This window comes from Streptomyces tailanensis (assembly GCF_008386495.1).
GTDB classification, from domain to species: domain Bacteria; phylum Actinomycetota; class Actinomycetes; order Streptomycetales; family Streptomycetaceae; genus Streptomyces; species Streptomyces tailanensis.
The window spans coordinates 21,403-41,592 of sequence record NZ_VTHJ01000003.1; the positions used below are offsets into that span (position 1 = coordinate 21,403).

Genomic DNA, 20,190 nt, shown 5'->3' on the forward strand with positions numbered 1-20,190 from the left:
CCCTCAACCCTTGGCCACGGCACGCAGCCGGTCCACCACATCGGCCCGCAACTCGGCCGGCTCCAGGACCACCACGTCGGGCCCGAACTCCACCAGCCAGGCGTCCAGACCGTGCCCGTACGGAATCTCCAACTCGTCCCAGCCGTCCCCCAGTTCCCGCACGGCACTCGCCCTGGCCCGCAGCGGGTAGCCCGCGCCGGAGCGCAGCCGGATCAGCGCGGAGCGGTCCGCGGTCTCCCCCGCCCAGCTCGCGACCGTCTCCCGCACGGTGACGACGTCCGGGACCGGCACGGTGAAGGCACTCCCCCGGCTGCGCACCCTGCCGGTGATCCGCGAGAGCCGGAAGACGCGCTCGGCGCTCCGGTCGCGATCGAAGCCGGCGAGGTACCAGTGACCGCGCCAGCACTCAAGGGCCCACGGCTCCACATGGCGGGGCTCGGGGCGGGCGGCGGTGGCCTTGCGGTAGTCGAACACGACCGGGCGGCGGTCGCGGCAGGCCAGCATCAGCGGCTCGAACGCGGCCTCGTGCACGGGGATACGCGGCTCCAGCGCGCCATGGGCCTCGTACGGGTCGACGTCCTCGGGAAGCCCCGCCGCGCGCAGCTTCTGCAGGGCGCCGCTCGCGGCACCGGCGAGCCGGGCCTGCTGCCAGACCTTGGCGGCGACACCGAGGGCGGCGGCCTCCTCGGCGTCGAGGGTGATCGGCGGAAGGCTGTTGCTGTCGCGGCGGGCCTGATAGCCGACCTCGCCCTCCAGGTTCTCCACCGTCTCGATGACCAGGCCGAGTTCGCGAAGGTCGTCCTTGTCGCGCTCGAACATGCGGTTGAAGGAGTCGTCGGACCCGGCTGCGTCCATACCCGGCCTGGCGGCCTCGACATACGCCTCGATGGAATCCCGCAGCTCGCGCTTGCTGAGCGGCCGGCGCGTCCCCAGCAGACACAGCGCCAGGTTCATCAACCGCTCGGCCTTGGCAATGGCCATCGACGCCCTTCCCTAAGGTGCTTCTAGCGGATGACCGTACCGCTACGAAGCGTCGCGGCAAAAGCCGAGGGCCCATGCCCGGACAGGCATGGACCCCAGACGACACAGGCGCGAACCCAGGCGGTCGATACCGGTCACGGCACGACCGACCCGAGCACGCCCCCTATGACGGTCAGACCCCTATGAGGATTCAGACCCCTATGGCGATCAGACCCCGAGCAGGTCCACCACGAAGATCAGCGTCTCGCCGGGCTTGATCGCCGGGGTGGGACTCTGGTTGCCGTAGGCCAGGTGGGCCGGGATGGTCAGCTGACGACGGCCGCCGACCTTCATGCCCTGCACACCCTGGTCCCAGCCCTTGATGACACGACCGCCACCGAGCGGGAAGCGGAACGGCTGACCGCGGTTCCAACTGGCGTCGAACTCCTCGCCGGTACTGAAGGAGACACCCACGTAGTGAACGGTGACGGTCTGGCCGGCCTTCGCCTCCTCGCCGTCGCCCTCCCAGATGTCCTTGATCTCGAGGTCCTTCGGGGGCTCGCCGCCCGGGAAGTCGATCTCGGGCTTGTCGATGCTCACTTCATCACTCCTTGTTGCGTGACCTACGTCGGGAACAGTCTCACAGACCGGCCCGTCAGACCGTGCCGAGGATGTCCACCACGAAGACCAGCGTGTTCTTGGCCAGCTCACTGCTCGGGTTCGCGCCGTAGCCGAGCGAGGGCGGGATCACCAGCAGCACCCGGTCGCCCACGTTCTTGCCGACGAGCCCCTTGTCCCAGCCTTCCACCACGGAGCCGGTGCCGATCTGGAAGGCAGTGGCACCGCCGTGGTCCCAGGACGAGTCGAACTTCGTCCCGTCCTCCCACTTGACCCCGGTGTACTGGGCGACGAGCCCCTGGCCCGCCTCGACCTTCTTGCCGCTGCCCTTGATCAGCACCTGCTGCTCAAGGTCCTTGGGAGCCTTGGCCCCCTCGGGGATGGTGATCGTCGCCGCCTTCTGCGACGGGGCCTCGACCTCGGGCAGGCCCGCCTCGGAGGCCGCCTGCTCGCCCTTGGCCTCGGCCTTGGCGTCGACGGTGGTGGCACCGACCGGGTCGACCACCCAGACCAGCACATCCGTCGCGGCGATCCCGGAGGACGTGTTCAGATTCTGGCCGATCAGGTCACCCGCGGTGCCCTGCACCAGGATCCGACTGCCAGGCTTCTTGCCCTTCACGGCGTCGAGGACCTTCTCGGGCAGTTGCTGGCTCGGTTTACCGATCTGCTCGACGGACTGCCGACGGGCCGTCTCGTCGCCGGTCGACGTCGCCCAGGTGCCGCTCAGCTCCTGGCCGCCGCCCCACTTCTCGACGGTCCAGTCCAGCCGGACGAAGTCCGAGGCCTTGATCGGGCTTCCACTGCCCTCCGAGACCGTCTTGACCACGGTCTCCTTGGACGGCTGACCGTCCTTGGGCACAGAGATCTCGGGCTTCGCCCCGACCTTCCCCTTGACCTCGGCGACGCCTCCCGCCGCCTCGCCGTTGTTCTCGTCGTCCGATCCGCACGCGGCGGTGAACAACAGGGCGGGAACGGCCAGCAGTGCGGCCACGCGTCGTTTCGTGTTGTAGTTCATCAGTCCAACTGGGATCGGGGGTGGGGGGCAATGGCCGCCACTCTACGACCTACGCGCTCCCGGGACGGATCACCGCAGGACACGCCGTCGCCCTGGGCCGGAAATCCGGCCCAGGGCGACGTTTCGCCGGCCAACCGGCATCGGGTCACATTCCCGCGATCAGCTTCTCCACCCGGTCGTCCACCGAACGGAACGGGTCCTTGCACAACACCGTACGTTGCGCCTGGTCGTTGAGCTTCAGATGCACCCAGTCGACCGTGAAATCCCGGCGCTGTTCCTGCGCACGCCGGATGAAGTCACCACGAAGGCGGGCCCGAGTCGTCTGCGGCGGAACCGACTTGCCCTCGAAGATCTTCAAGTCATTGCAGATACGGGCGGCCTGGCCTTTCCTCTCCAGAAGGTAGTACAGACCCCGACGGCGGTGAATGTCGTGATACGCGAGGTCTATCTGCGCGACCCGCGGATGCGACATCGTCATGTTGTGCTTCGCCCGGTACCGCTCGATGAGCTTGTACTTCATCACCCAGTCGATTTCGGTACCGATCCGGTCGAGGTCCTCCGCCTCGATCGCGTCCAGCGTCCGGCCCCACAACTCCAGGACCTGCTCCACTGTGCCCGTACGAATCCCGCGGCGCTCGACGAAGTCCACGGCCTTCTCGTAGTACTCACGCTGCACCTCCAGCGCCGAGGCCTCCCGGCCACTGGCCAGCCGCACCTTGCGACGGCCCGTGATGTCATGGCTGACCTCGCGGATCGCCCGAATCGGGTTCTCCAGGGTGAGGTCACGCATCACCGTGCCCGCCTCGATCATGCGCAGCACCAGGTCTGTGGCACCGACCTTGAGCAGCATGGTCGTCTCGGACATGTTCGAATCGCCCACGATGACGTGCAGCCGGCGATACCGCTCGGCATCCGCGTGCGGCTCGTCGCGAGTGTTGATGATCGGCCGGGAACGGGTGGTCGCCGAGCTGACACCCTCCCAGATGTGCTCCGCCCGCTGACTCACGCAGTACACCGCACCACGCGGCGTCTGAAGCACCTTCCCCGCGCCACACAACAGCTGCCGCGTGACGAGGAACGGAATGAGGATGTCCGCGAGCCGGGAGAACTCCCCGTGCCGCGCCACCAGATAGTTCTCGTGGCAACCATACGAGTTGCCCGCCGAGTCGGTGTTGTTCTTGAAAAGGTAGACGTCGCCCGCGATTCCCTCCTCGTGCAGGCGACGTTCGGCATCGACCAGCAGTCCTTCGAGAATGCGCTCGCCGGCCTTATCGTGAGTGACCAGCTCGGTCACGTTGTCACATTCGGGTGTCGCGTATTCCGGATGTGAGCCCACGTCGAGATAGAGGCGGGCCCCGTTCCGCAGAAACACATTGCTGCTGCGGCCCCATGACACGACACGGCGGAAGAGGTACCGCGCCACCTCGTCAGGAGACAGACGGCGCTGTCCCCTGAACGTGCACGTGACGCCGTACTCGTTCTCCAGCCCGAAAATGCGGCGGTCCATGACTGAACATTACGCCCGATCGACCGAGCTGAAACGGGGTTCGACAGCACGGTTTGGATCATTTTCCGATGAGACCGCAACCACCGCACCCCCAGAAGGAACAGCGAGAAGACGCCCCGTAGCCAGCAGAACCAGCAACGACACGGCCCCCGCGGCACCCGGCACGACGAAACCCCACACCGTCCCACCCCACTCCACGACCGGCCCCGCGGCGGCCGCTCCGAGCGACTGACCGACCATGAACGTCGTCACGATCCACGAGAACGCCTCCGTGACCGTGCCGCGCAGCGCGTGCCGGTCGACGAGCACGAAGGAACAGGCGATAGCCGGCGCCAGGAACACACCGGCGAGCGCCATCAGCGCCGTCATCGCCACCGGTCCCGGCATCAACATCAACGGCACATAACAGACCGCCAGCAACGCCACCAACACCTGGAGTCGACCCTCCGGCACCCCGTTCCACCGCCGCGCCCCGTACGCCGTACCACCGACCAGCGCACCGAGCCCGACGCCCGCCATCAGCCAGCCGTACACCGCGTCCCCACCGTTCTCGTCCGCGTACGACAGGGCGGCCACCGTGATGGAACCGAGCGCGATACCGACGAACAGGAACGCGCCGAGCAGCGCCAGGATCCCGGGCGAACGCAGCGCACCCAGCCAATGCGCCTCACGCGGCGCCGAACGCCACGCCCGCGAAGGCGGCGACACGACCACCCAGAGGGCACCGAGCACCCCGATGACGTTCAGCACGATCAGCGCCGCCGACGCGGACCACAGCGACACGCACAGGGTCACCAGTAGCGGCCCGACCGTGAACATGACCTCCTGCGCCACCGCGTCCATCGCATACGCCGTGTGCACCTGCTCCTCCTTACGGAGGACCGAGGACCACAGAGCCCGCAGACCACCCTCCAGAGGAGGCGTGAACAGCCCAGCGACGATCACGGCGAGATACGCCAGCGCAATCGGCTCCAGACCCGCGAGAGCGAAGACGGTCATACCGAGGGCCGAGACGACGGCCGCGGGCAACTGCACCCGCGGCTGCCCGTACAGATCCACCAGCCTCCCCAGCAACGGCTGCCCCACCGCGTTCGCGACCCCGTACACCGCGGCGAGCGCCCCAGCGAGGCTGTACGTACCGCCCTCCGCACGCACGAAGAGCACGATCGCGATCGCCGCGGTGGCATTCGGCAACCGCCCCACCAACGTGCCCGCGAGCAGACGCGCGGCGTGCCGCGCCCTGAGTATCTCCAGGTATCCGGCCGCCATGCCTGTCCTCTCCGAGGGGTCTGGGCGAGCGAAGTGTTACGTATAACGTCGCGGTTCATACGTACCATGTGCGCTGTCCACGAGTCCAGACACATTCAGACGAAGGAGCAGACCGACGGTGGCACGAGGTAGCACCCGGCCCACGAGCCGTGACGTCGCCCAAGCCGCCGGCGTCTCACAGGCCGCGGTCTCCCTGGTCCTCGGCGACAAATGGCGCGGACGCGTGTCCGAGAGCACCGCGGAACGCGTACGCGAAGCCGCCCGCGAACTCGGCTACCGACCCAACCTGGCCGCCCGCAACCTACGCCTCGGCCGCACCCGGACCGTCCTCCTCGTGGTACCCGCCCTGACCACGGAATTCTTCGCCGGCGTCTACACCGGCGCCGCCCGCGTCGCCGCCCAGCACGGCTTCGGCGTGGTCCTCTACCCCTCCCCCGAGGGCGTCGGCCCCGCCCGCGACCCCTTCGCCTCCGCACAGGCCGCCCTCGACGGCGTCATCGCCTCCTCCATGGCCGCGGACGCCCTCACCGCCATCCGCGGCGACCAACTACCCCTCGTCATGCTGGACAGCGACCCCGAAGGCAGTCTCGGGGCCGCCACCGTCAACCTCGGCATCCGCGACGGCGTACGACAGGTCGCCGACCACCTGCTCGAACTGGGACACCGCCACTTCCTTCACCTCGCCGCCGACGTACCCTCCTGGACCTTCGACGTGCGGGCCCGGGAACTCGCGGCACGGCTGGCGACGGTGCCAGGGACGACCCTGCGTACAACCGCCGCGCCGATCTCCATCGACGGGGCCCGCACCGCCGCCGTGACCGCCCTGGCCCGTCCCGGACCCCGGCCCACGGCCCTGGTCTGCGACGACGACAAACTCGCCGCCGGCGCCTACAAGGCCGCGCGACGCCTGGGGCTGCGCGTACCGGACGACATCTCCATCACCGGCCTCGACGACCTCGCCCTCGCCACAGCACTCGACCCCGAGCTGACAACCGTGCGGCTGGACGCCGAACTGTTCGGCGAACGGGGGATGGAGGCCCTGCTGGCCGTTCTGGAGGGACGTACACCTGCGGAGGGGGATATTCCTGTGGAGCTGGTGGTTCGGGGGTCTACGGGGCGCCCAGCGAGCTGAACGACCCTCTGATACGCCGCGCGCCCCGGCCTGAGTCGGACGCTGTTGGTTAATTCGGGGCCTGGTGCGTCGTGACGTCGGCCTTCAAGACCTGGTTGTGGTCTTGAAGGCCGACGTTGTCGTGTGGGGTGGGTGCGGGTGTCGATGCAGCCGAAGGGATCAGGGGAGATCCCGGTGGAGACGGTGAGGGTGGCGCGGGCCGCGTTCCCGAAGGGGAGCCTGGCGATCCGGGTCCGTGACGAGTTGGGGACGTTGTTCACGGATGAGGAGTTCGCGGACCTGTTTCCAGTGCGGGGCAAGCCCGCCTGGTCGCCGGGGCGGCTGGCTCTGGTGCTGGTGCTGCAGTTCGTGGAGGGGCTGACCGACCGCCAAGCAGCGGAGGCGGTGCGGGCGCGGATCGATTTCAAGTACGCGCTCGGGCTGGAGCTGACCGATCCCGGCTTCGACTTCTCGGTGTTGTCGGAGTTCCGGGACCGCCTCATCGAGGCAGATGCTGCGCGGCGGGTGCTGGACGGCGTCCTGGTCGCGGCCCGGGAGAGGGGTTTGCTGGCCAGCGGCGGGAAAGCTCGGACCGACTCCACGCATGTGCTGTCCGCGGCGCGGGAGCTGCGCTGGCTGGAGATGGTGGCGGAGACGTTGCGCGCGGCGTTGAACGCGCTGGCCCAGGCCGCTCCCGAGTGGCTGGACCAGGTGGCCGAGCCGGACTGGTTCCGGCACTACGCCACTCGGGCCGAGGACTCGCGTTTCCCCAAGGCCCGCTCCAAGCGGGAGGAGACCGGTCGGCGGATGGGGACCGACGGCATGCGGCTGCTCCGGGCAGTGACCTCGCCCGACGCGCCGTATCAGCTGCGCGCCCCGCCGCAGGTGGAGACCCTGCGGCAGATCTGGGTCCAGCACTTCCACCTGGTCGACGGCGAGGTGCAGCGCAGGGACCCAAAAGACCGCCCGCCAGGCACACAACGCCTGGTCACTCCCTATGACACCGAGACCCGCACCGGCTCCAAACGCGACCTGGACTGGGACGGCTACAGGGTCCATCTCACCGAGACGTGCGGCCCCGACATCCCGCACTTGATCACGAATGTGGCCACCACCGCCGCCGCGGTCAATGACGACCGCATGGCGGCTGTGGTCCATGCCGGTCTCGCTCAGCGGGAGCTGCTGCCCGCGGAACATTGGGTCGACACCGGCTATGCCAACAGCCCCGCCATGGTCGCCGCCCGCCGCGATCACGGCGTGGAACTGCATGGCCCGCTCCAGGCGGTCAACAGCGTCCAGACCGCGCGTGATGACGGCGCCTACGGGCAGGATGCCTTCACCATCGACTGGGACAACCAGAGCGTCACCTGCCCGAACGGCCGTGCCAGCAAAACGTGGGCCGTGCACAGCTCCCAGCGGCGCATGCCGGTGATCCGGGTCGCCTTCTCGGTCCTGGACTGCCGTCCCTGCACACACCGCAGCGAATGCCTTAGCACACCGACGGCCGAGCGCCGACAGCTCACTCTGCGGCCCCGCGACGAGTACGACGTGCTTCAGCAGACCCGTGCTCTTCAACAGACCGACGAGTGGAAAGAGCGCTACCAGATCCGTGCCGGTGTGGAAGGCACCATCGCCCAGGGCGTCCAGCGCTGCGGTCTGCGCAGGTCCCGCTACAAGGGACTGGCCAAGACCAGCCTGCAGCACCAGCTCACCGGCGCCGCGATCAACCTTGCCCGCATCGACGCCCACCTCACCGGCACAGCCCGGGCCCGCACCCGCACCAGCCACTTCGCAGCACTTCGCCCCGCCGCATGCGGCGGGGCGAAGCAACCGGGCCCCGAATTAACTAACAGCGTCCACCCTGGGGCGGGAGTGGTGGCGCAAGACCAGCACGGCGGAGCAGCTGCACATGGCCCTGCTGGAAAGCCGGCTGGAGGCCCTGGCCGTCCTCCTCGTCGACCCCGACCACCCCAAGGTGCAAGCCCCCTACGAGACGTGGCACTACCGGAAGGTAGGCAATCGCCAGACCTTCCAGGACTACCCGAACTTCGCCGTCATGCTCCGCGAACTCCGCCCGCCTGAACCGCACATCGTCCGGCAGAGCGTCGGCCACAGCAACATCGGGGTGACGATGAAGGTCTACGCGCACGCCTCCCTCGACGAGCAGCGGAAGGCTCTGAAGCGGCTTGGAGAACAGCTCTTCTGATCTCATGGAAGCCCCCGGCGTGCCCCCTCAGCCGGAGCTTGCACTCTGTCGCCTCCCCATCGCGTTCTGTCACTGTGACCTGATGGCTTAAAGCGGTGATTCGAAACGGGGGCAGCGTGTTCCGTCCGCACGCGACTGGAAGAACAACCCAGCTCATCGAGCGCTTCATCTCGGGCATGGCCTATGCGGCGATGGCCCTGGTGACTCTAGCGGCTCTACTTGGCACCCCATTCTTCCTTCGGGCAGTGGCACCAGAGCGGACTGACTGGTCGGAGCTGAGCGACGTCAGCCAGACCTATGGGTCCGTATCGATCCTCGTGTCTACTCTCGCGCTGGCGGGAGTAGTGGTGTCACTGATCTATCAGGCCCGGCAGACTCGCGTTGCTCAAGAAGAGGCCGCCAGAGTCGGTCACAGGGATCTCGTTCTCTTCTCACTACATGATCCAGTCCTGCTCGAGTGCTGGGAACCGCCGCGTGATGGGACCACCCGTGACGAGTGGAAGCGAATCGCCTTCACGAACTTGATCATCACGCGGTGGGCGAACTCGTTCAAACTTGGACGGACCACCGAGGGGCAACTTCGTGGCGTACTCGGAGAGCACTTCCGTGGGCAGCCAGCCCGCGATCATTGGGAGGGGGCTCGCGCTGGATGGATACGGCATGTCGAGGCGGGTACCAGTCGTCGTGCGCGTCGGTTCGCCTGCATAGCGGACGAGTGCTACCAAGCGGCAGTCGAGGCGGGGCCTGCGGTCGCAGCAAGCCAATACTTCGAGCCTCAGCATCCAGAACCACCAGCACGCTGATGGTGACTTCGTTGGCGCACCAGTTGGCGTAACCGACGCGAGAGAGCCCCTCTCGATGGTGACGAGAGGGGCTCAGGCCCTGGTCGGGGCGGTTGCGGTTGGGGCCGAGGTCGAACCGGCGACCGTTATCACCTCCTCGAAGACCCCTGGCATGTGCTACGCCATCTGCCGAGTGACGGACTCCATGGTGCGCTGATACACGGCTATCTCGATCGCCGCAGCAATCAGCACGACAGGAGCAACTGCGGCGGCTTTCGTGGCGAATGGCTCTGTCATCTCCATGTCCATACGTCGCATCCTGCCCGCCAACAGCGATTGACCGGCAGACCGCTCACGCGCACCCGCGTTTCGCCCTTCGCAGCACTCCGCCCCGCTGGATGAGACCCAGCGAGGCGGATTTACCAACAGCATCCTGAGTCGGCCGGGGCGCACCACGGGCGGGGTTTCGCAGACGGCGGGGCTACTCCTCCTCGGAGCTCTCGGCCTCCGTGGCAGCACCATCCGCCTCCAGCAGGCGGACGAGCTGACGGCCGACGATGCGCTTGAACTTACGCTGCTGCGGACGGGTCCGATCCAGAACGGCGACCTCGAGACGCTCGGCAGGGATCTCCCGCTGCGTGCCGTTGGTGTCACGGGAGAGGGCTTGGACGGCGAGCTTGAGAGCCTCGGCCAGAGACATACCGTCCTGGTGACGCTGATCCAGGTAGCCGCTGATCTGCTCGGCGTTACCCCCGACCGCGACCGAACCGTGCTCGTCGACGATCGAACCGTCATGAGGCAGCCGATAGATCTGGTCGCCCTCAGGCGTCTCTCCCACCTCCGCCACAACCAGCTCCACCTCGTACGGCTTCTCAGCCGCCGAGGAGAAGATCGTGCCCAGCGTCTGGGCATAGACATTGGCGAGACCACGGGCGGTCACGTCATCACGGTCATAGGTGTAACCACGCAGATCGGCGTAACGAACACCACCGATCCGCAGATTCTCGTACTCGTTGTACTTACCGGCGGCCGCGAAACCGATCCGGTCATAGATCTCGCTGAACTTGTGCAGCGCACGGGACGGGTTCTCGCCGACGAACACGATGCCATCGGCATATTGCAGCACGACCAGGCTGCGACCACGGGCGATGCCCTTGCGGGCGTACTCCGCCCGATCGGCCATCGCCTGCTGGGGTGAGACATAGAACGGCGTCGACACCGGTTATCCGTCCCTTTCTGTCGAAGTCACTGGATCACCTTGATAAGAGGGCCGTCGACTGGATCGGCTAGAGCAGCGCGGCCCGCGGACCGTCGGGCTGCTCCAGACGCCGCTCCAGGATCGAGCGGGCGATCTCGGAGGACTCCTCGTCGGTGAGCCGGCGGAAGCCGTCCTCGGTGATCACGGTGACGATGGGGTAGATCCGGCGGGCGACATCGGGACCACCGGTCGCCGAGTCGTCGTCTGCCGCGTCGTAGAGGGCCTGGATCACGAGGGTCGTGGCGTCACCCTCGGAGAGGTCGGCACGGAAGAGCTTCTTCATCGCACCACGCGCGAAGATCGAACCGGAGCCGGTGGCCGCGAAGCCGGTCTCCTCGGAACGGCCGCCCGTCACGTCGTACGAGAAGATACGGCCCTTCTCACGATCCACGTCGTAACCGGCGAACAGCGGGACCACGGCCAGGCCCTGCATGGCCATGCCCAGGTTGGAACGGATCATGGTAGAGAGCCGGTTCGCCTTGCCCTCCAGCGAGAGCTGAGCGCCCTCCACCTTCTCGAAGTGCTCCAGCTCCAACTGGAACAGCTTCACCATCTCCACGGCCAGACCAGCCGTACCGGCGATCCCGACAGCCGAGTACTCATCCGCCGGGAACACCTTCTCGATATCCCGCTGCGCGATCATGTTGCCCATCGTGGCCCGGCGGTCACCGGCGAGCACGACACCACCGGGGAACGTGACAGCCACGATCGTCGTCCCATGCGGGGCCTCGATCACGCCTTGAGTCGGCGGCAGCTGCCTCTTCCCGGGCAACAGCTCCGGCTGGTGGTCCGACAGGAAGTCCATGAAGGACGACGACCCAGGCGTCAGGAAGGCAGCTGGTAGACGCCCGGTGCTACGAGTATTGGCTTCCACGAGGATCCTTCCAAGTAGGCGGCAGCCCGACGAACAGCGTCGGGATGATCTCCCAACTTGCCGATGGCCGAATTGCAGTTGAAGCACAGTACGCCTCGGACCTTACCCGTCTTGTGGCAGTGATCCACATGCACGGCCGGGGCTTTCAAACAGATCACGCAGAGCCCCATCTGGGATGCGATCATCTCGTCACGCTCGGCTTCTGTCAGGCCGTAGTTGCGCTTCAAGTGGCCTGCACGCCCCTTGGCAGCCCGACAAGCTTTGCAGCTTGTCGAGAGGCCATCGGATGCGGTTGCGTTTCGGTGCCACTCACTGTGCGGCTTGACCTGACCGCAACACCGACAGAACTTGTGCCCCTCAGGCGTCTCCACACGCGGTCGCACATTCTTACCCTTGGCCAACTGCCGAGCTTGGTGATACTGCGCCCAGCACTCCCGGCAGTAGGCCTGCAGCCCGTCACGAGCCGACTTGTTACTTGCGAAGGCTGCCCGCGGCTTGGACTCCTTGCACCGCGAGCAACGCTTCACGCCGTCTCCATTTGCCAAGCCAAGTTCCCCCATAGCCTTCGATTCAAAGGCTATTGGCCACCCTTCTGAACGAAACTTCGAACGAAGTCCTCTGCATTCTCCTCGAGGACATCGTCGATCTCGTCCAGAACCGAGTCCACGTCGTCGCTCAGCTTCTCCTGCCGCTCCTTGAGGTCCTCCGAAGCCTGCGCCTCGGGCGCCTCCTCGACCTCTTCAGTGGAACGGGTGGCCTTCTGCTGGCCGCCGCCGGTGTCCTTGGTCGCCATAACCCTCACCCCGCTCTGTTGCCCGACATGGTCGACAGGTCGGCATTCCTGCCGATCGGTGATGATCAGACCCTACAAGGCGGGTCTGACATTGGCCCCGTTGTTTCCACAACGTCCAGGGACCACCTCGATGATTCCCGGACGTCGCTGTTTCCACCCTGCCCCGGAGATCGGGGATGAACCCCGGTTCAGTTGCCGGAGAGGACCTTGACCAGGTCTTCTGCTGTGCGGCAGCGGTCCAGGAGCTCCTTGACATGATTTCGCGTTCCGCGAAGCGGTTCGAGGGTTGGGACGCGTTGGAGCGAGTCCCGGCCGGGAAGGTCGAAGATCACGGAGTCCCAGGAGGCGGCCGCGACGTCGTCGGCGTACTGCTCCAGGCAGCGCCCGCGGAAGTAGGCGCGGGTGTCCTCCGGGGGCTTCGTACGGGCCCGGTCGACGTCGGTTTCGTCCAGGAGCCGCTTCATCTTGCCGCGGGCGACGAGACGGTTGTAGAGGCCTTTCTCCGCGCGTACGTCGGCGTACTGGAGGTCGACCAGATGCAACCTCGCGGCGTCCCAGTCGAGGCTGTCACGGCGGCGGTAGCCCTCCATGAGTTCGCGCTTGGCGACCCAGTCGAGTTCTCCGGAGAGGCTCATCGGGTCGTTCTCCAGGCGGTTGAGTGTGTCCTCCCACCTGGTCAGGACGTCCTTCGTCTGGTCGTCGGCGTCCGCCCCGAACCGTTCCTCGACGTACTTGCGCGACAGCTCGTAGTACTCCATCTGAAGTTGTACGGCGGTCAGTGTGCGGCCGCTGCGGAGGGTGACGAGGCGTTGCAGTGTGGGGTCGTGGGAGACCTGGTGCAGCGTCCGTACGGGCTGGTCGACGGCCAGGTCGACCGCGATGAAGCCGTCTTCGATCATCGACAGCACCAGGGCTGTCGTGCCCAGCTTCAGGTACGTCGAGATCTCGGAGAGGTTCGCGTCGCCGATGATCACGTGCAGACGGCGGTACTTTTCCGCGTCCGCGTGGGGCTCGTCCCTCGTGTTGATGATGGGGCGCTTGAGAGTCGTCTCCAAGCCCACCTCGACCTCGAAATAATCCGCGCGCTGGCTGAGCTGGAAGCCGTGTTCGTGGCCGTCCTGGCCGATGCCGACGCGGCCGGCGCCGGCGAAGACCTGGCGGGAGACGAAGAAGGGGGTGAGGTGGCGCACGATGTCCGAGAAAGCGGTTTCCCGCTTCATCAGGTAGTTCTCGTGGGTGCCGTAGGAGGCGCCTTTGTTGTCGGTGTTGTTCTTGTAGAGGTGGATGGGTTGGGCGCCGGGGAGCTGGGCGGCGCGTTCGGCGGCTTCGGCCATGATACGTTCGCCGGCTTTGTCCCAGAGGACGGCGTCGAGGGGGTTGGTGACCTCGGGGGCGCTGTATTCGGGGTGTGCGTGGTCGACGTAGAGGCGTGCGCCATTCGTGAGGATGACGTTGGCGAGGCCGATGTCCTCGTCGGTGAGCTGGCTGGAGTCGGCGGCCTCGCGGGCGAGGTCGAAGCCTCGTGCGTCCCGTAGCGGGTTCTCTTCCTCGAAGTCCCAGCGGGCCCGGCGGGCCCGGTGCATCGCCGCGGCGTAGGCGTTGACGATCTGGGACGAGGTGAGCATGGCATTGGCATTGGGGTGGCCGGGGACGGAGATCCCGTACTCCGTCTCGATGCCCATTACTCGCCGTACGGTCATGCGGCCCTCCTTGCCCGGCGGCGTCCTCGGTCGGGGACGCTGCTCAAGTACCGCTGGCGCTCCGGTGCGTGTGCGGTGCCCGTCCCCGCACTGCGCGACTCGGCGGTACGAAAGAGCCTAGAACGGCTCTGCGCTGGTGGGGAGATCATTTGCGTCATTGCCTTGCTTCGACTGTGCCTGAAAAAACAGTCGGCTGCGGGTACCCGGTGAGGGCACCCGCAGCCGCCCTGCTTTGTTACAGGTACTGTCCGGTGTTCGCCACCGTGTCGATGGAGCGTCCGGTGTCGGCGCCCTGCTTTCCGGTGATCAGGGTACGGATGTAGACGATCCGTTCGCCCTTCTTGCCGGAGATTCGGGCCCAGTCATCCGGGTTGGTGGTGTTGGGGAGGTCCTCGTTCTCCTTGAACTCGTCCACGCAGGCCTGGAGGAGGTGGGAGACGCGGAGGCCCTTCTGGTTCTTGTCGAGGAAGTCCTTGATCGCCATTTTTTTGGCGCGGCCGACGATGTTTTCGATCATGGCGCCGGAGTTGAAGTCCTTGAAGTAGAGGACTTCCTTGTCTCCGTTGGCGTAGGTGACTTCCAGGAAGCGGTTTTCCTCGGTTTCGGCGTACATGTGTTCCACTGCCGTCTGGATCATGCTCTGGACGGTGGTGGCCTTGCTGCCGCCGTGTTCGCCGAGGTCGTCGGCGTGGAGCGGGAGGCGCTCGGTGAGGTACTTCTGGAAGATGTCCTTGGCCGCTTCGGCGTCCGGGCGCTCGATCTTGATCTTCACGTCGAGGCGGCCGGGGCGCAGGATGGCGGGGTCGATCATGTCCTCGCGGTTGGAGGCGCCGATGACCACGACGTTCTGCAGGCCTTCCACGCCGTCGATCTCGGCGAGGAGCTGGGGGACGATGGTGTTCTCCACATCGGAGCTGACGCCGGAGCCGCGGGTGCGGAAGAGGGATTCCATCTCGTCGAAGAAGACGATGACGGGGGTGCCCTCGCTGGCCTTCTCCCTGGCGCGCTGGAAGACGAGGCGGATCTGTCGCTCGGTCTCGCCGACGTACTTGTTCAGGAGCTCGGGGCCCTTGATGTTGAGGAAGAAGCTCTTGCCCTGGGCCTGGCCGGTGACTTCGGCGACTTTTTTGGCCAGTGAGTTGGCCACGGCCTTGGCGATGAGTGTCTTGCCGCATCCGGGGGGCCCGTAGAGGAGGACGCCCTTGGGCGGGCGCAGTTCGTGCTCCTTGAACAGGTCCGGGTAGAGGTAGGGGAGCTCGACCGCGTCGCGGATCATCTCGATCTGGTTGCCGAGGCCGCCGATCTGCTCGTAGCCGATGTCGGGGACCTCTTCGAGGACGAGTTCTTCGACCTCGCTCTTGGGGACGACCTCGTAGACGTAGCCGGAGCGGGGTTCGAGCAGGAGGGCGTCGCCGGGGCGGATGGTGACGTCCAGCAGCGGCTCGGCGAGCCGTACCACCCGTTCCTCGTCGGTGTGCCCGAGCACGAGGGCGCGCTCGCCGTCCTCGAGGATCTCCTTGAGGGTGACGATGTCCCCGACCCGCTCGAAGTGCATGGCCTCGACCACGTTGAGCGCTTCGTTGAGCATCAGTTCCTGGCCGCGCCGGAGCTCGTCCAGGTCGACGCTCGGGCTGACGTTCACGCGGAGTTTGCGTCCTCCGGTGAAGATGTCGGCCGTGCCGTCCTCGTTCGCCGTGAGGAAGACACCGAAGCCGGCCGGTGGCTGTGCGAGCCGGTCGACTTCTTCCTTGAGGGCCACGATCTGGTCGCGGGCCTCACGGAGCGTGTTGGCGAGCCGCTCGTTCTGTGCGGACACGCCGGCCAGGTTGGTCTGCAGCTCGACGATCCGCTCTTCGAGAATCCTCGTGTGTCGCGGAGAGTCGGCGAGCTTGCGTCGCAGGACGGCGATCTCCTGCTCAAGGTAGGCAATCTGCCCGGCCGGGTCGTCGGACCCTCGTCCCGGGCGGATGCCGCGGTTCATGTCGTCGTCGTGGGCTGCCACGGTCCTCACCTCCTCCAAGGGGAGCTGGACGCTTCCAGACCCTACCTGGGTGGGTGTCGATTGAAACCCCTAGATCACAAAGACGGTCGGGGTGTGTCCGATCTTCACCCTTGCGCTCTCCCTCACGCCAGGGGAATACCCACCGAACATGGTTGGGAAGCGGCCCCAGGTAGGGTCGAAGTGTTCAACACCCGTCAGAGCCTGCATGGTTCCCGATCGGCTCGACGAGAGAAATGGCAGGAGAGATGACCGTGCAGCAGGAGGCCGGTGCCGCGGGCGAGGCGCTCGAGGTCTGGATCGACCAGGACCTGTGCACCGGTGACGGCATCTGTGCCCAGTACGCGCCCGAGGTGTTCGAGTTGGACATCGACGGGCTGGCCTATGTGAAGGGCGCGGACGACGAGTTGTTGCAGGCCCAGGGGGCCACAACGCCCGTTCCGCTGACGCTTCTCACGGATGTGGTGGACTCCGCGAAGGAGTGTCCGGGGGAGTGCATCCATGTGCGTCGGGTTTCGGACAGGGTCGAGATCTTCGGTCCTGACGCGGAGTGACCGTGCGGACACTCCGCGTTGTGCCGTGTCTGCTTTCTCACACCGGGTTTGCCGGGTGATCACATCCCGTTGGTCTGCGGGTGTGCGGTGTCACACGCTTTGGGTGCCTGCGGGTGTCGAGCGGACGAACGCCCCGTTCTTCCACTGCCACTTGGCGTCGGCGGTGACGTCCGGGCAGCAATTGGGTACGCCGGCCGAGGAGTAGCCGTGCAGCGTCGCGGTGACGGCCGCGTCACGGACAGCGAAGTCCGAGACGGTCTTGCGGTCCTTGGGTGCGACGAGCGTGGCTACGACGCGGGGTTTCGCGGCGTCGGTGGAGCGGGTGAGGACGTACACGCTGTCGGGTGGTGTGCCCATGCTGGAGTCGCAGTGGACGACGGCGACGGTTTCGGGGCGGCCGTCTCCGTCGAGGTCTCCGGAGGCCTTGTTCTTGATGACGAGGTCGACGGGTCCACAGTCGAGGGGCAGGTCCACCTCGGTGGGATCGGGGGCCGCCACCGCGGCCGGGGCCGACTCGGCCTCCGGGCCGGACTGGGCGGCTCTCGCCGCGTCGGGTTGCAGGGCCGACGACAGGGCCACGACTCCGGCGAGGGCGGTGGCCGTGGCGAGCCAGTGGATCGGGCGGGTGTGCGCGTGTGCCAGTTCCGGGACCGCGGGTTGCTGCACTAGGAGCGTCTCCTGAGAGGGCTGTGCCGGTTGGGGTGACCCGCATGGTGCCACACGTCACAGTGGGGTGGAACGGCGGGGTGTGTGGTTCCCGTGGCGTTCCGGTGGCGCATCAACAGGGAAGCGCCGGGGGCGAGTTCTTTGGCGCTGTCGGGAACTCGGGGGCGTCAATGGTGTGTTGTTCGCGCTCACGCGGCGGAGCCGCATATCGGCAGAGCCCCGCGCCCCTCAAGAGCAAGGGACGCGGGGTCGTGCGTTTCGGTTCAGCGGGCGGTGCCGCCGTCGGCGTTGGGGCCAGCGTAGTCCTCGCCGTAGGCGCCCTTGGCGGGGCGGCGGCGGCGCATGGGCGGCTCGACGCCGTCGGCGAGGCGGCGGGCGGTGAGCAGGAAGCCGGTGTGGCCGATCATGCGGTGGTCGGGGCGGACGGCGAGGCCCTCGATGTGCCAGTTGCGGATCATCGTCTCCCAGGCGGTCGGCTCGTTGAAGCAGCCGATCTCGCGGATGGACTCGACGGTCCGGGCGAGCTGGGTGGTGGTGGCGACGTAGCAGCAGAGGATGCCGCCGGGGACGAGGGCCTTGGAGACGGCCTCCAGGCATTCCCAGGGGGCGAGCATGTCGAGGATGACGCGGTCGACGTCGGTGTCCGACAGGTTGTCCTGGAGGTCGCCGACGGTGAGCTGCCAGGCGGGGTGTGGGCCGCCGAAGTAGCGCTCGACGTTCGCCTGCGCGATCTCGGCGAAGTCCGCGCGGCGCTCGTAGCTGTGGAGCATGCCCTGGTCGCCGATGGCGCGCAGCAGGAAGCTGCTGAGCGAGCCGGAGCCGACGCCGGCCTCGACGACGCGGGCGCCGGGGAAGATGTCGGCGAAGGCGAGGATCTGCCCCGCGTCCTTGGGGTAGACCACGGCGGCACCGCGGGGCATGGACAGGACGTAGTCGGGGAGCAGGGGGCGCAGCGCCAGGTAGGCGACGTTCCCCGTGGTGCGGACAACACTGCCCTCGGGAGCGCCGATCAGCTCGTCGTGCGGGAAGGAACCCTTGTGGGTGTGGAAGTTCTTTCCCTCTTCGAGCGTGAACGTGTAGTGGCGTCCCTTGGGGTCGGTGAGCTGGACCTGGTCCCCGACCTTGAAGGGCCCGCGACGGCGGGCGGCACCGGTCGGTTCGGACATGTGACCAGCGTACCGGTCGCCGGAGGGGGCGCCGACCACGGTCTCGGTGGGCTTGTGGCGTTTCAGCTCGGCCTTGCCATTGCCTTTACGAAGGCCCGCTCCACGTCCGCCGCCGACAGTACGCCGTAGATCTCGCCCGACTCCTCCACCACCAGGTATTCCGTCGCGGGGGTTGCTCGGAGTGCGTCGAGGAGGGCTTCGCCTGCGAGTTCCGCGGAGACGCGCATGCCGTCGGTGAGGTCTTGGGCGAGGCCGCTGACGGCTACCCAGGGGCGGCGGTGTTCGGGGACGCCGACGATGGCGGCTTCGCGGACGAGGGAGAGGGGTTCGCCGTCGGGGTCGACTACGACGAGGGCGCGGGCGCCGGCTTCGTTGGCGCGGCGCAGGGCTTCGGAGAGGGGGGTGTCGGTCTCGACGGGGACGGCGCGGCGGGTGAGGGCGCGGGCCTGGAGTTCGGGGAGGTGTTCGCGCAGGCGGGCCATGCGGAGGCTGTTGCCGGCGCCGGTCCAGATGATCGCGGCGAGGATGGCGGCCAGCAGGGCGTCCATGACGGTGTCCATGCCGACGCTGTCCTCGGCGGCGGAGCCGAGGGCGCCGGACTGGGTGAGCAGGGGGAGGCCGATGAGGACGGAGACGGCGAGGGCGCGGCCGACCCAGGCGGCGGCGATGGTGCCGCTCATCGGCTTGCCGGTGAGCTTCCAGACGACGGCGCGGAGCATGCGGCCGCCGTCGAGGGGGAGGCCGGGCAGCAGGTTGAAGGCGGCGACGATGAGGTTGGAGATCATCAGGCCGGCCAGTAGGACGCCGGGGACGGTGCCGGGCTGGACGGTCTGGAGGGCTAGGTAGAAGACGCCCGCGAGGACCAGGGAGAGCAGGGGGCCGACGAAGGCCAGGATGAATTCGCGGCCGGGGGTCTCTGATTCCTTCTCGATCTCGGAGACGCCGCCGAAGAACTGGAGCTGGATGCGTCGTACCGGCAGTTTGAAGCGGAGGGCGGCGACGGTGTGGGCGAGTTCGTGGACGAGTACGGAGGCGTAGAAGGCGATGGCGAAGAAGAGGGAGACCAGGTAGCGGGCGCCGCCGAGTTCGGGCAGGACGCGGTCGAGTTGGCCGCCGAAGACCCAGGTGATGAGGGCGGCGACGAGGAACCAGCTGGGGGCGACGTAGACGGGTACGCCGAAGGGGCGGCCCATGAGGATGCCGCCGCCGGGTTCCTTGGGGCGCTCGGGTGGCTTGGGGGCGTCCGAGTGGGCTTGGGGACGCGCGGTGTTGGTCGTGGTCTCCGGTTCGTCCGTCGGCGTCTTCTTGAGGTTGGGCGGGTCCTGGGTCGACGACGGGTCGGACGGCTGGGGTTGCTGGGCGGCCTCGGGGTCCTCGGGGTTCGTCGGGGCGGAGTCGCCGTCGGGGTGGGGATCGGGGGCGGGGTCGCCGTTCGCAGCGCGGGGCCCGGCGGGGGGCCTTTCCTCTGCCGGTGTGTCGGTCGCGTGGCGGTCCGCGCGTTCCGTCGCCTCGTCACTGCCGGACCGCGGCTGCCCGCTCCCGCCGCTCGTCTCCACGATGTCCCCTCGTTCGAAGCGTCTTCCGCGCCTGCTGGCCGGGCGGAAGGGTCTGTGGTCGATGCTATGCGGTCGCCGCGGTGCGTTCCGCCTCGGCACCCTCTCAGCTTTCCCACAGGTCGCAGGAGGCACACCGGTGTCGGGAGGCGGTGTGCC

At 67.3% G+C, this 20,190-nt stretch carries 18 protein-coding genes and 1 pseudogene; 5 read left to right on the forward strand and 14 right to left on the reverse strand.

Features of this window, described 5'->3' with window-relative positions; all coding sequences use genetic code 11:
- Positions 1–3: 3 nt before the first annotated feature.
- The 5 genes from F3T56_RS03770 to F3T56_RS03790 form a co-directional block, all read right to left on the reverse strand.
- Positions 4–981, reverse strand: coding sequence for a helix-turn-helix transcriptional regulator (locus tag F3T56_RS03770; RefSeq protein ID WP_149823233.1), 978 nt, complete (start codon positions 979–981; stop codon positions 4–6).
- 207 nt (positions 982–1,188) lie between these two features.
- Positions 1,189–1,560, reverse strand: a complete 372-nt coding sequence (locus F3T56_RS03775) for an FKBP-type peptidyl-prolyl cis-trans isomerase (RefSeq protein ID WP_149823234.1) — start codon at positions 1,558–1,560, stop codon at positions 1,189–1,191.
- 55 nt (positions 1,561–1,615) lie between these two features.
- Complete coding sequence (locus tag F3T56_RS03780) at positions 1,616–2,593, reverse strand: FKBP-type peptidyl-prolyl cis-trans isomerase (RefSeq protein ID WP_149823235.1); 978 nt, start codon at positions 2,591–2,593, stop codon at positions 1,616–1,618.
- A 145-nt stretch (positions 2,594–2,738) separates the two neighbouring features.
- On the reverse strand, positions 2,739–4,100 hold the full coding sequence (gene pafA / locus F3T56_RS03785; RefSeq protein ID WP_033531667.1) for a Pup--protein ligase: 1,362 nt from the start codon (positions 4,098–4,100) through the stop codon (positions 2,739–2,741).
- Positions 4,101–4,109: 9 nt separating this feature from the next.
- On the reverse strand, positions 4,110–5,369 hold the full coding sequence (locus tag F3T56_RS03790; protein ID WP_149823236.1) for an MFS transporter: 1,260 nt from the start codon (positions 5,367–5,369) through the stop codon (positions 4,110–4,112).
- Between the two features lie 118 nt (positions 5,370–5,487).
- Here F3T56_RS03790 and F3T56_RS03795 point away from each other — a divergent pair, with 118 nt between their 5' ends.
- The 4 genes and pseudogenes from F3T56_RS03795 (at position 5,488) to F3T56_RS49980 (ending at position 9,489) form a co-directional block, all read left to right on the forward strand.
- Complete coding sequence (locus F3T56_RS03795) at positions 5,488–6,501, forward strand: LacI family DNA-binding transcriptional regulator (RefSeq protein ID WP_149823237.1); 1,014 nt, start codon at positions 5,488–5,490, stop codon at positions 6,499–6,501.
- A 138-nt stretch (positions 6,502–6,639) separates the two neighbouring features.
- Positions 6,640–8,289 (forward strand): annotated as a pseudogene (locus F3T56_RS03800) (IS1182 family transposase); the annotation flags it as partial.
- A gap of 247 nt (positions 8,290–8,536) precedes the next feature.
- Complete coding sequence (locus F3T56_RS46870) at positions 8,537–8,686, forward strand: hypothetical protein (protein WP_216372922.1); 150 nt, start codon at positions 8,537–8,539, stop codon at positions 8,684–8,686.
- A gap of 191 nt (positions 8,687–8,877) precedes the next feature.
- The gene (locus F3T56_RS49980; protein WP_425473542.1) at positions 8,878–9,489 is read left to right on the forward strand and encodes a DUF6082 family protein; all 612 of its coding nucleotides are present in this window, start codon (positions 8,878–8,880) and stop codon (positions 9,487–9,489) included.
- A 460-nt stretch (positions 9,490–9,949) separates the two neighbouring features.
- Here the strand turns inward: F3T56_RS49980 and prcA are convergent, their stop codons facing one another.
- The 6 genes from prcA to arc all read right to left on the reverse strand — a co-directional run bounded on the left by prcA (position 9,950) and on the right by arc (position 16,095).
- On the reverse strand, positions 9,950–10,687 hold the full coding sequence (prcA, locus tag F3T56_RS03810; RefSeq protein WP_149823239.1) for a proteasome subunit alpha: 738 nt from the start codon (positions 10,685–10,687) through the stop codon (positions 9,950–9,952).
- A gap of 67 nt (positions 10,688–10,754) precedes the next feature.
- A complete protein-coding gene (gene prcB, locus F3T56_RS03815) occupies positions 10,755–11,600 on the reverse strand; it encodes a proteasome subunit beta (protein ID WP_149823240.1) in 846 nt (281 codons plus the stop codon).
- Positions 11,552–12,160, reverse strand: a complete 609-nt coding sequence (locus tag F3T56_RS03820) for an endonuclease VII domain-containing protein (protein ID WP_149823241.1) — start codon at positions 12,158–12,160, stop codon at positions 11,552–11,554. Before F3T56_RS03820 ends, prcB begins: the two co-directional genes overlap by 49 nt.
- 17 nt (positions 12,161–12,177) lie before the next feature.
- A complete protein-coding gene (locus F3T56_RS03825) occupies positions 12,178–12,393 on the reverse strand; it encodes a ubiquitin-like protein Pup (protein ID WP_030606474.1) in 216 nt (71 codons plus the stop codon).
- Between the two features lie 188 nt (positions 12,394–12,581).
- Complete coding sequence (gene dop / locus F3T56_RS03830; RefSeq protein WP_342786896.1) at positions 12,582–14,093, reverse strand: depupylase/deamidase Dop; 1,512 nt, start codon at positions 14,091–14,093, stop codon at positions 12,582–12,584.
- A gap of 235 nt (positions 14,094–14,328) precedes the next feature.
- The gene (arc, locus tag F3T56_RS03835; RefSeq protein ID WP_149823242.1) at positions 14,329–16,095 is read right to left on the reverse strand and encodes a proteasome ATPase; all 1,767 of its coding nucleotides are present in this window, start codon (positions 16,093–16,095) and stop codon (positions 14,329–14,331) included.
- A gap of 245 nt (positions 16,096–16,340) precedes the next feature.
- Here arc and F3T56_RS03845 point away from each other — a divergent pair, with 245 nt between their 5' ends.
- On the forward strand, positions 16,341–16,646 hold the full coding sequence (locus tag F3T56_RS03845) for a ferredoxin (RefSeq protein WP_149823244.1): 306 nt from the start codon (positions 16,341–16,343) through the stop codon (positions 16,644–16,646).
- Positions 16,647–16,736: 90 nt separating this feature from the next.
- On the opposite strand, the gene F3T56_RS03850 is transcribed toward F3T56_RS03845, so the two are convergent.
- The 3 genes from F3T56_RS03850 to F3T56_RS03860 form a co-directional block, all read right to left on the reverse strand.
- On the reverse strand, positions 16,737–17,312 hold the full coding sequence (locus F3T56_RS03850; RefSeq protein ID WP_149823245.1) for a hypothetical protein: 576 nt from the start codon (positions 17,310–17,312) through the stop codon (positions 16,737–16,739).
- A gap of 263 nt (positions 17,313–17,575) precedes the next feature.
- Positions 17,576–18,478, reverse strand: a complete 903-nt coding sequence (locus F3T56_RS03855; protein ID WP_149823246.1) for a tRNA (adenine-N1)-methyltransferase — start codon at positions 18,476–18,478, stop codon at positions 17,576–17,578.
- 62 nt (positions 18,479–18,540) lie between these two features.
- On the reverse strand, positions 18,541–20,034 hold the full coding sequence (locus tag F3T56_RS03860; protein ID WP_149823247.1) for a site-2 protease family protein: 1,494 nt from the start codon (positions 20,032–20,034) through the stop codon (positions 18,541–18,543).
- Between the last annotated feature and the right edge of the window lie 156 nt (positions 20,035–20,190).

What these genes read in the sequence shown, in the direction of transcription:
- F3T56_RS03770 (WP_149823233.1), bottom strand. Translation starts at nt 981, where the DNA reads ATGGCCATTGCCAAGGCCGAGCGGTTGATGAACCTGGCGCTGTGTCTG.
- F3T56_RS03780 (WP_149823235.1), bottom strand. Translation starts at nt 2,593, where the DNA reads ATGAACTACAACACGAAACGACGCGTGGCCGCACTGCTGGCCGTTCCC.
- pafA (WP_033531667.1), bottom strand. Translation starts at nt 4,100, where the DNA reads ATGGACCGCCGCATTTTCGGGCTGGAGAACGAGTACGGCGTCACGTGC.
- F3T56_RS03790 (WP_149823236.1), bottom strand. Translation starts at nt 5,369, where the DNA reads ATGGCGGCCGGATACCTGGAGATACTCAGGGCGCGGCACGCCGCGCGT.
- F3T56_RS46870 (WP_216372922.1), top strand. Translation starts at nt 8,537, where the DNA reads ATGCTCCGCGAACTCCGCCCGCCTGAACCGCACATCGTCCGGCAGAGC.
- F3T56_RS49980 (WP_425473542.1), top strand. Translation starts at nt 8,878, where the DNA reads ATGGCCCTGGTGACTCTAGCGGCTCTACTTGGCACCCCATTCTTCCTT.
- F3T56_RS03820 (WP_149823241.1), bottom strand. Translation starts at nt 12,160, where the DNA reads ATGGGGGAACTTGGCTTGGCAAATGGAGACGGCGTGAAGCGTTGCTCG.
- F3T56_RS03825 (WP_030606474.1), bottom strand. Translation starts at nt 12,393, where the DNA reads ATGGCGACCAAGGACACCGGCGGCGGCCAGCAGAAGGCCACCCGTTCC.
- dop (WP_342786896.1), bottom strand. Translation starts at nt 14,093, where the DNA reads ATGACCGTACGGCGAGTAATGGGCATCGAGACGGAGTACGGGATCTCC.
- F3T56_RS03845 (WP_149823244.1), top strand. Translation starts at nt 16,341, where the DNA reads ATGACCGTGCAGCAGGAGGCCGGTGCCGCGGGCGAGGCGCTCGAGGTC.
- F3T56_RS03855 (WP_149823246.1), bottom strand. Translation starts at nt 18,478, where the DNA reads ATGTCCGAACCGACCGGTGCCGCCCGCCGTCGCGGGCCCTTCAAGGTC.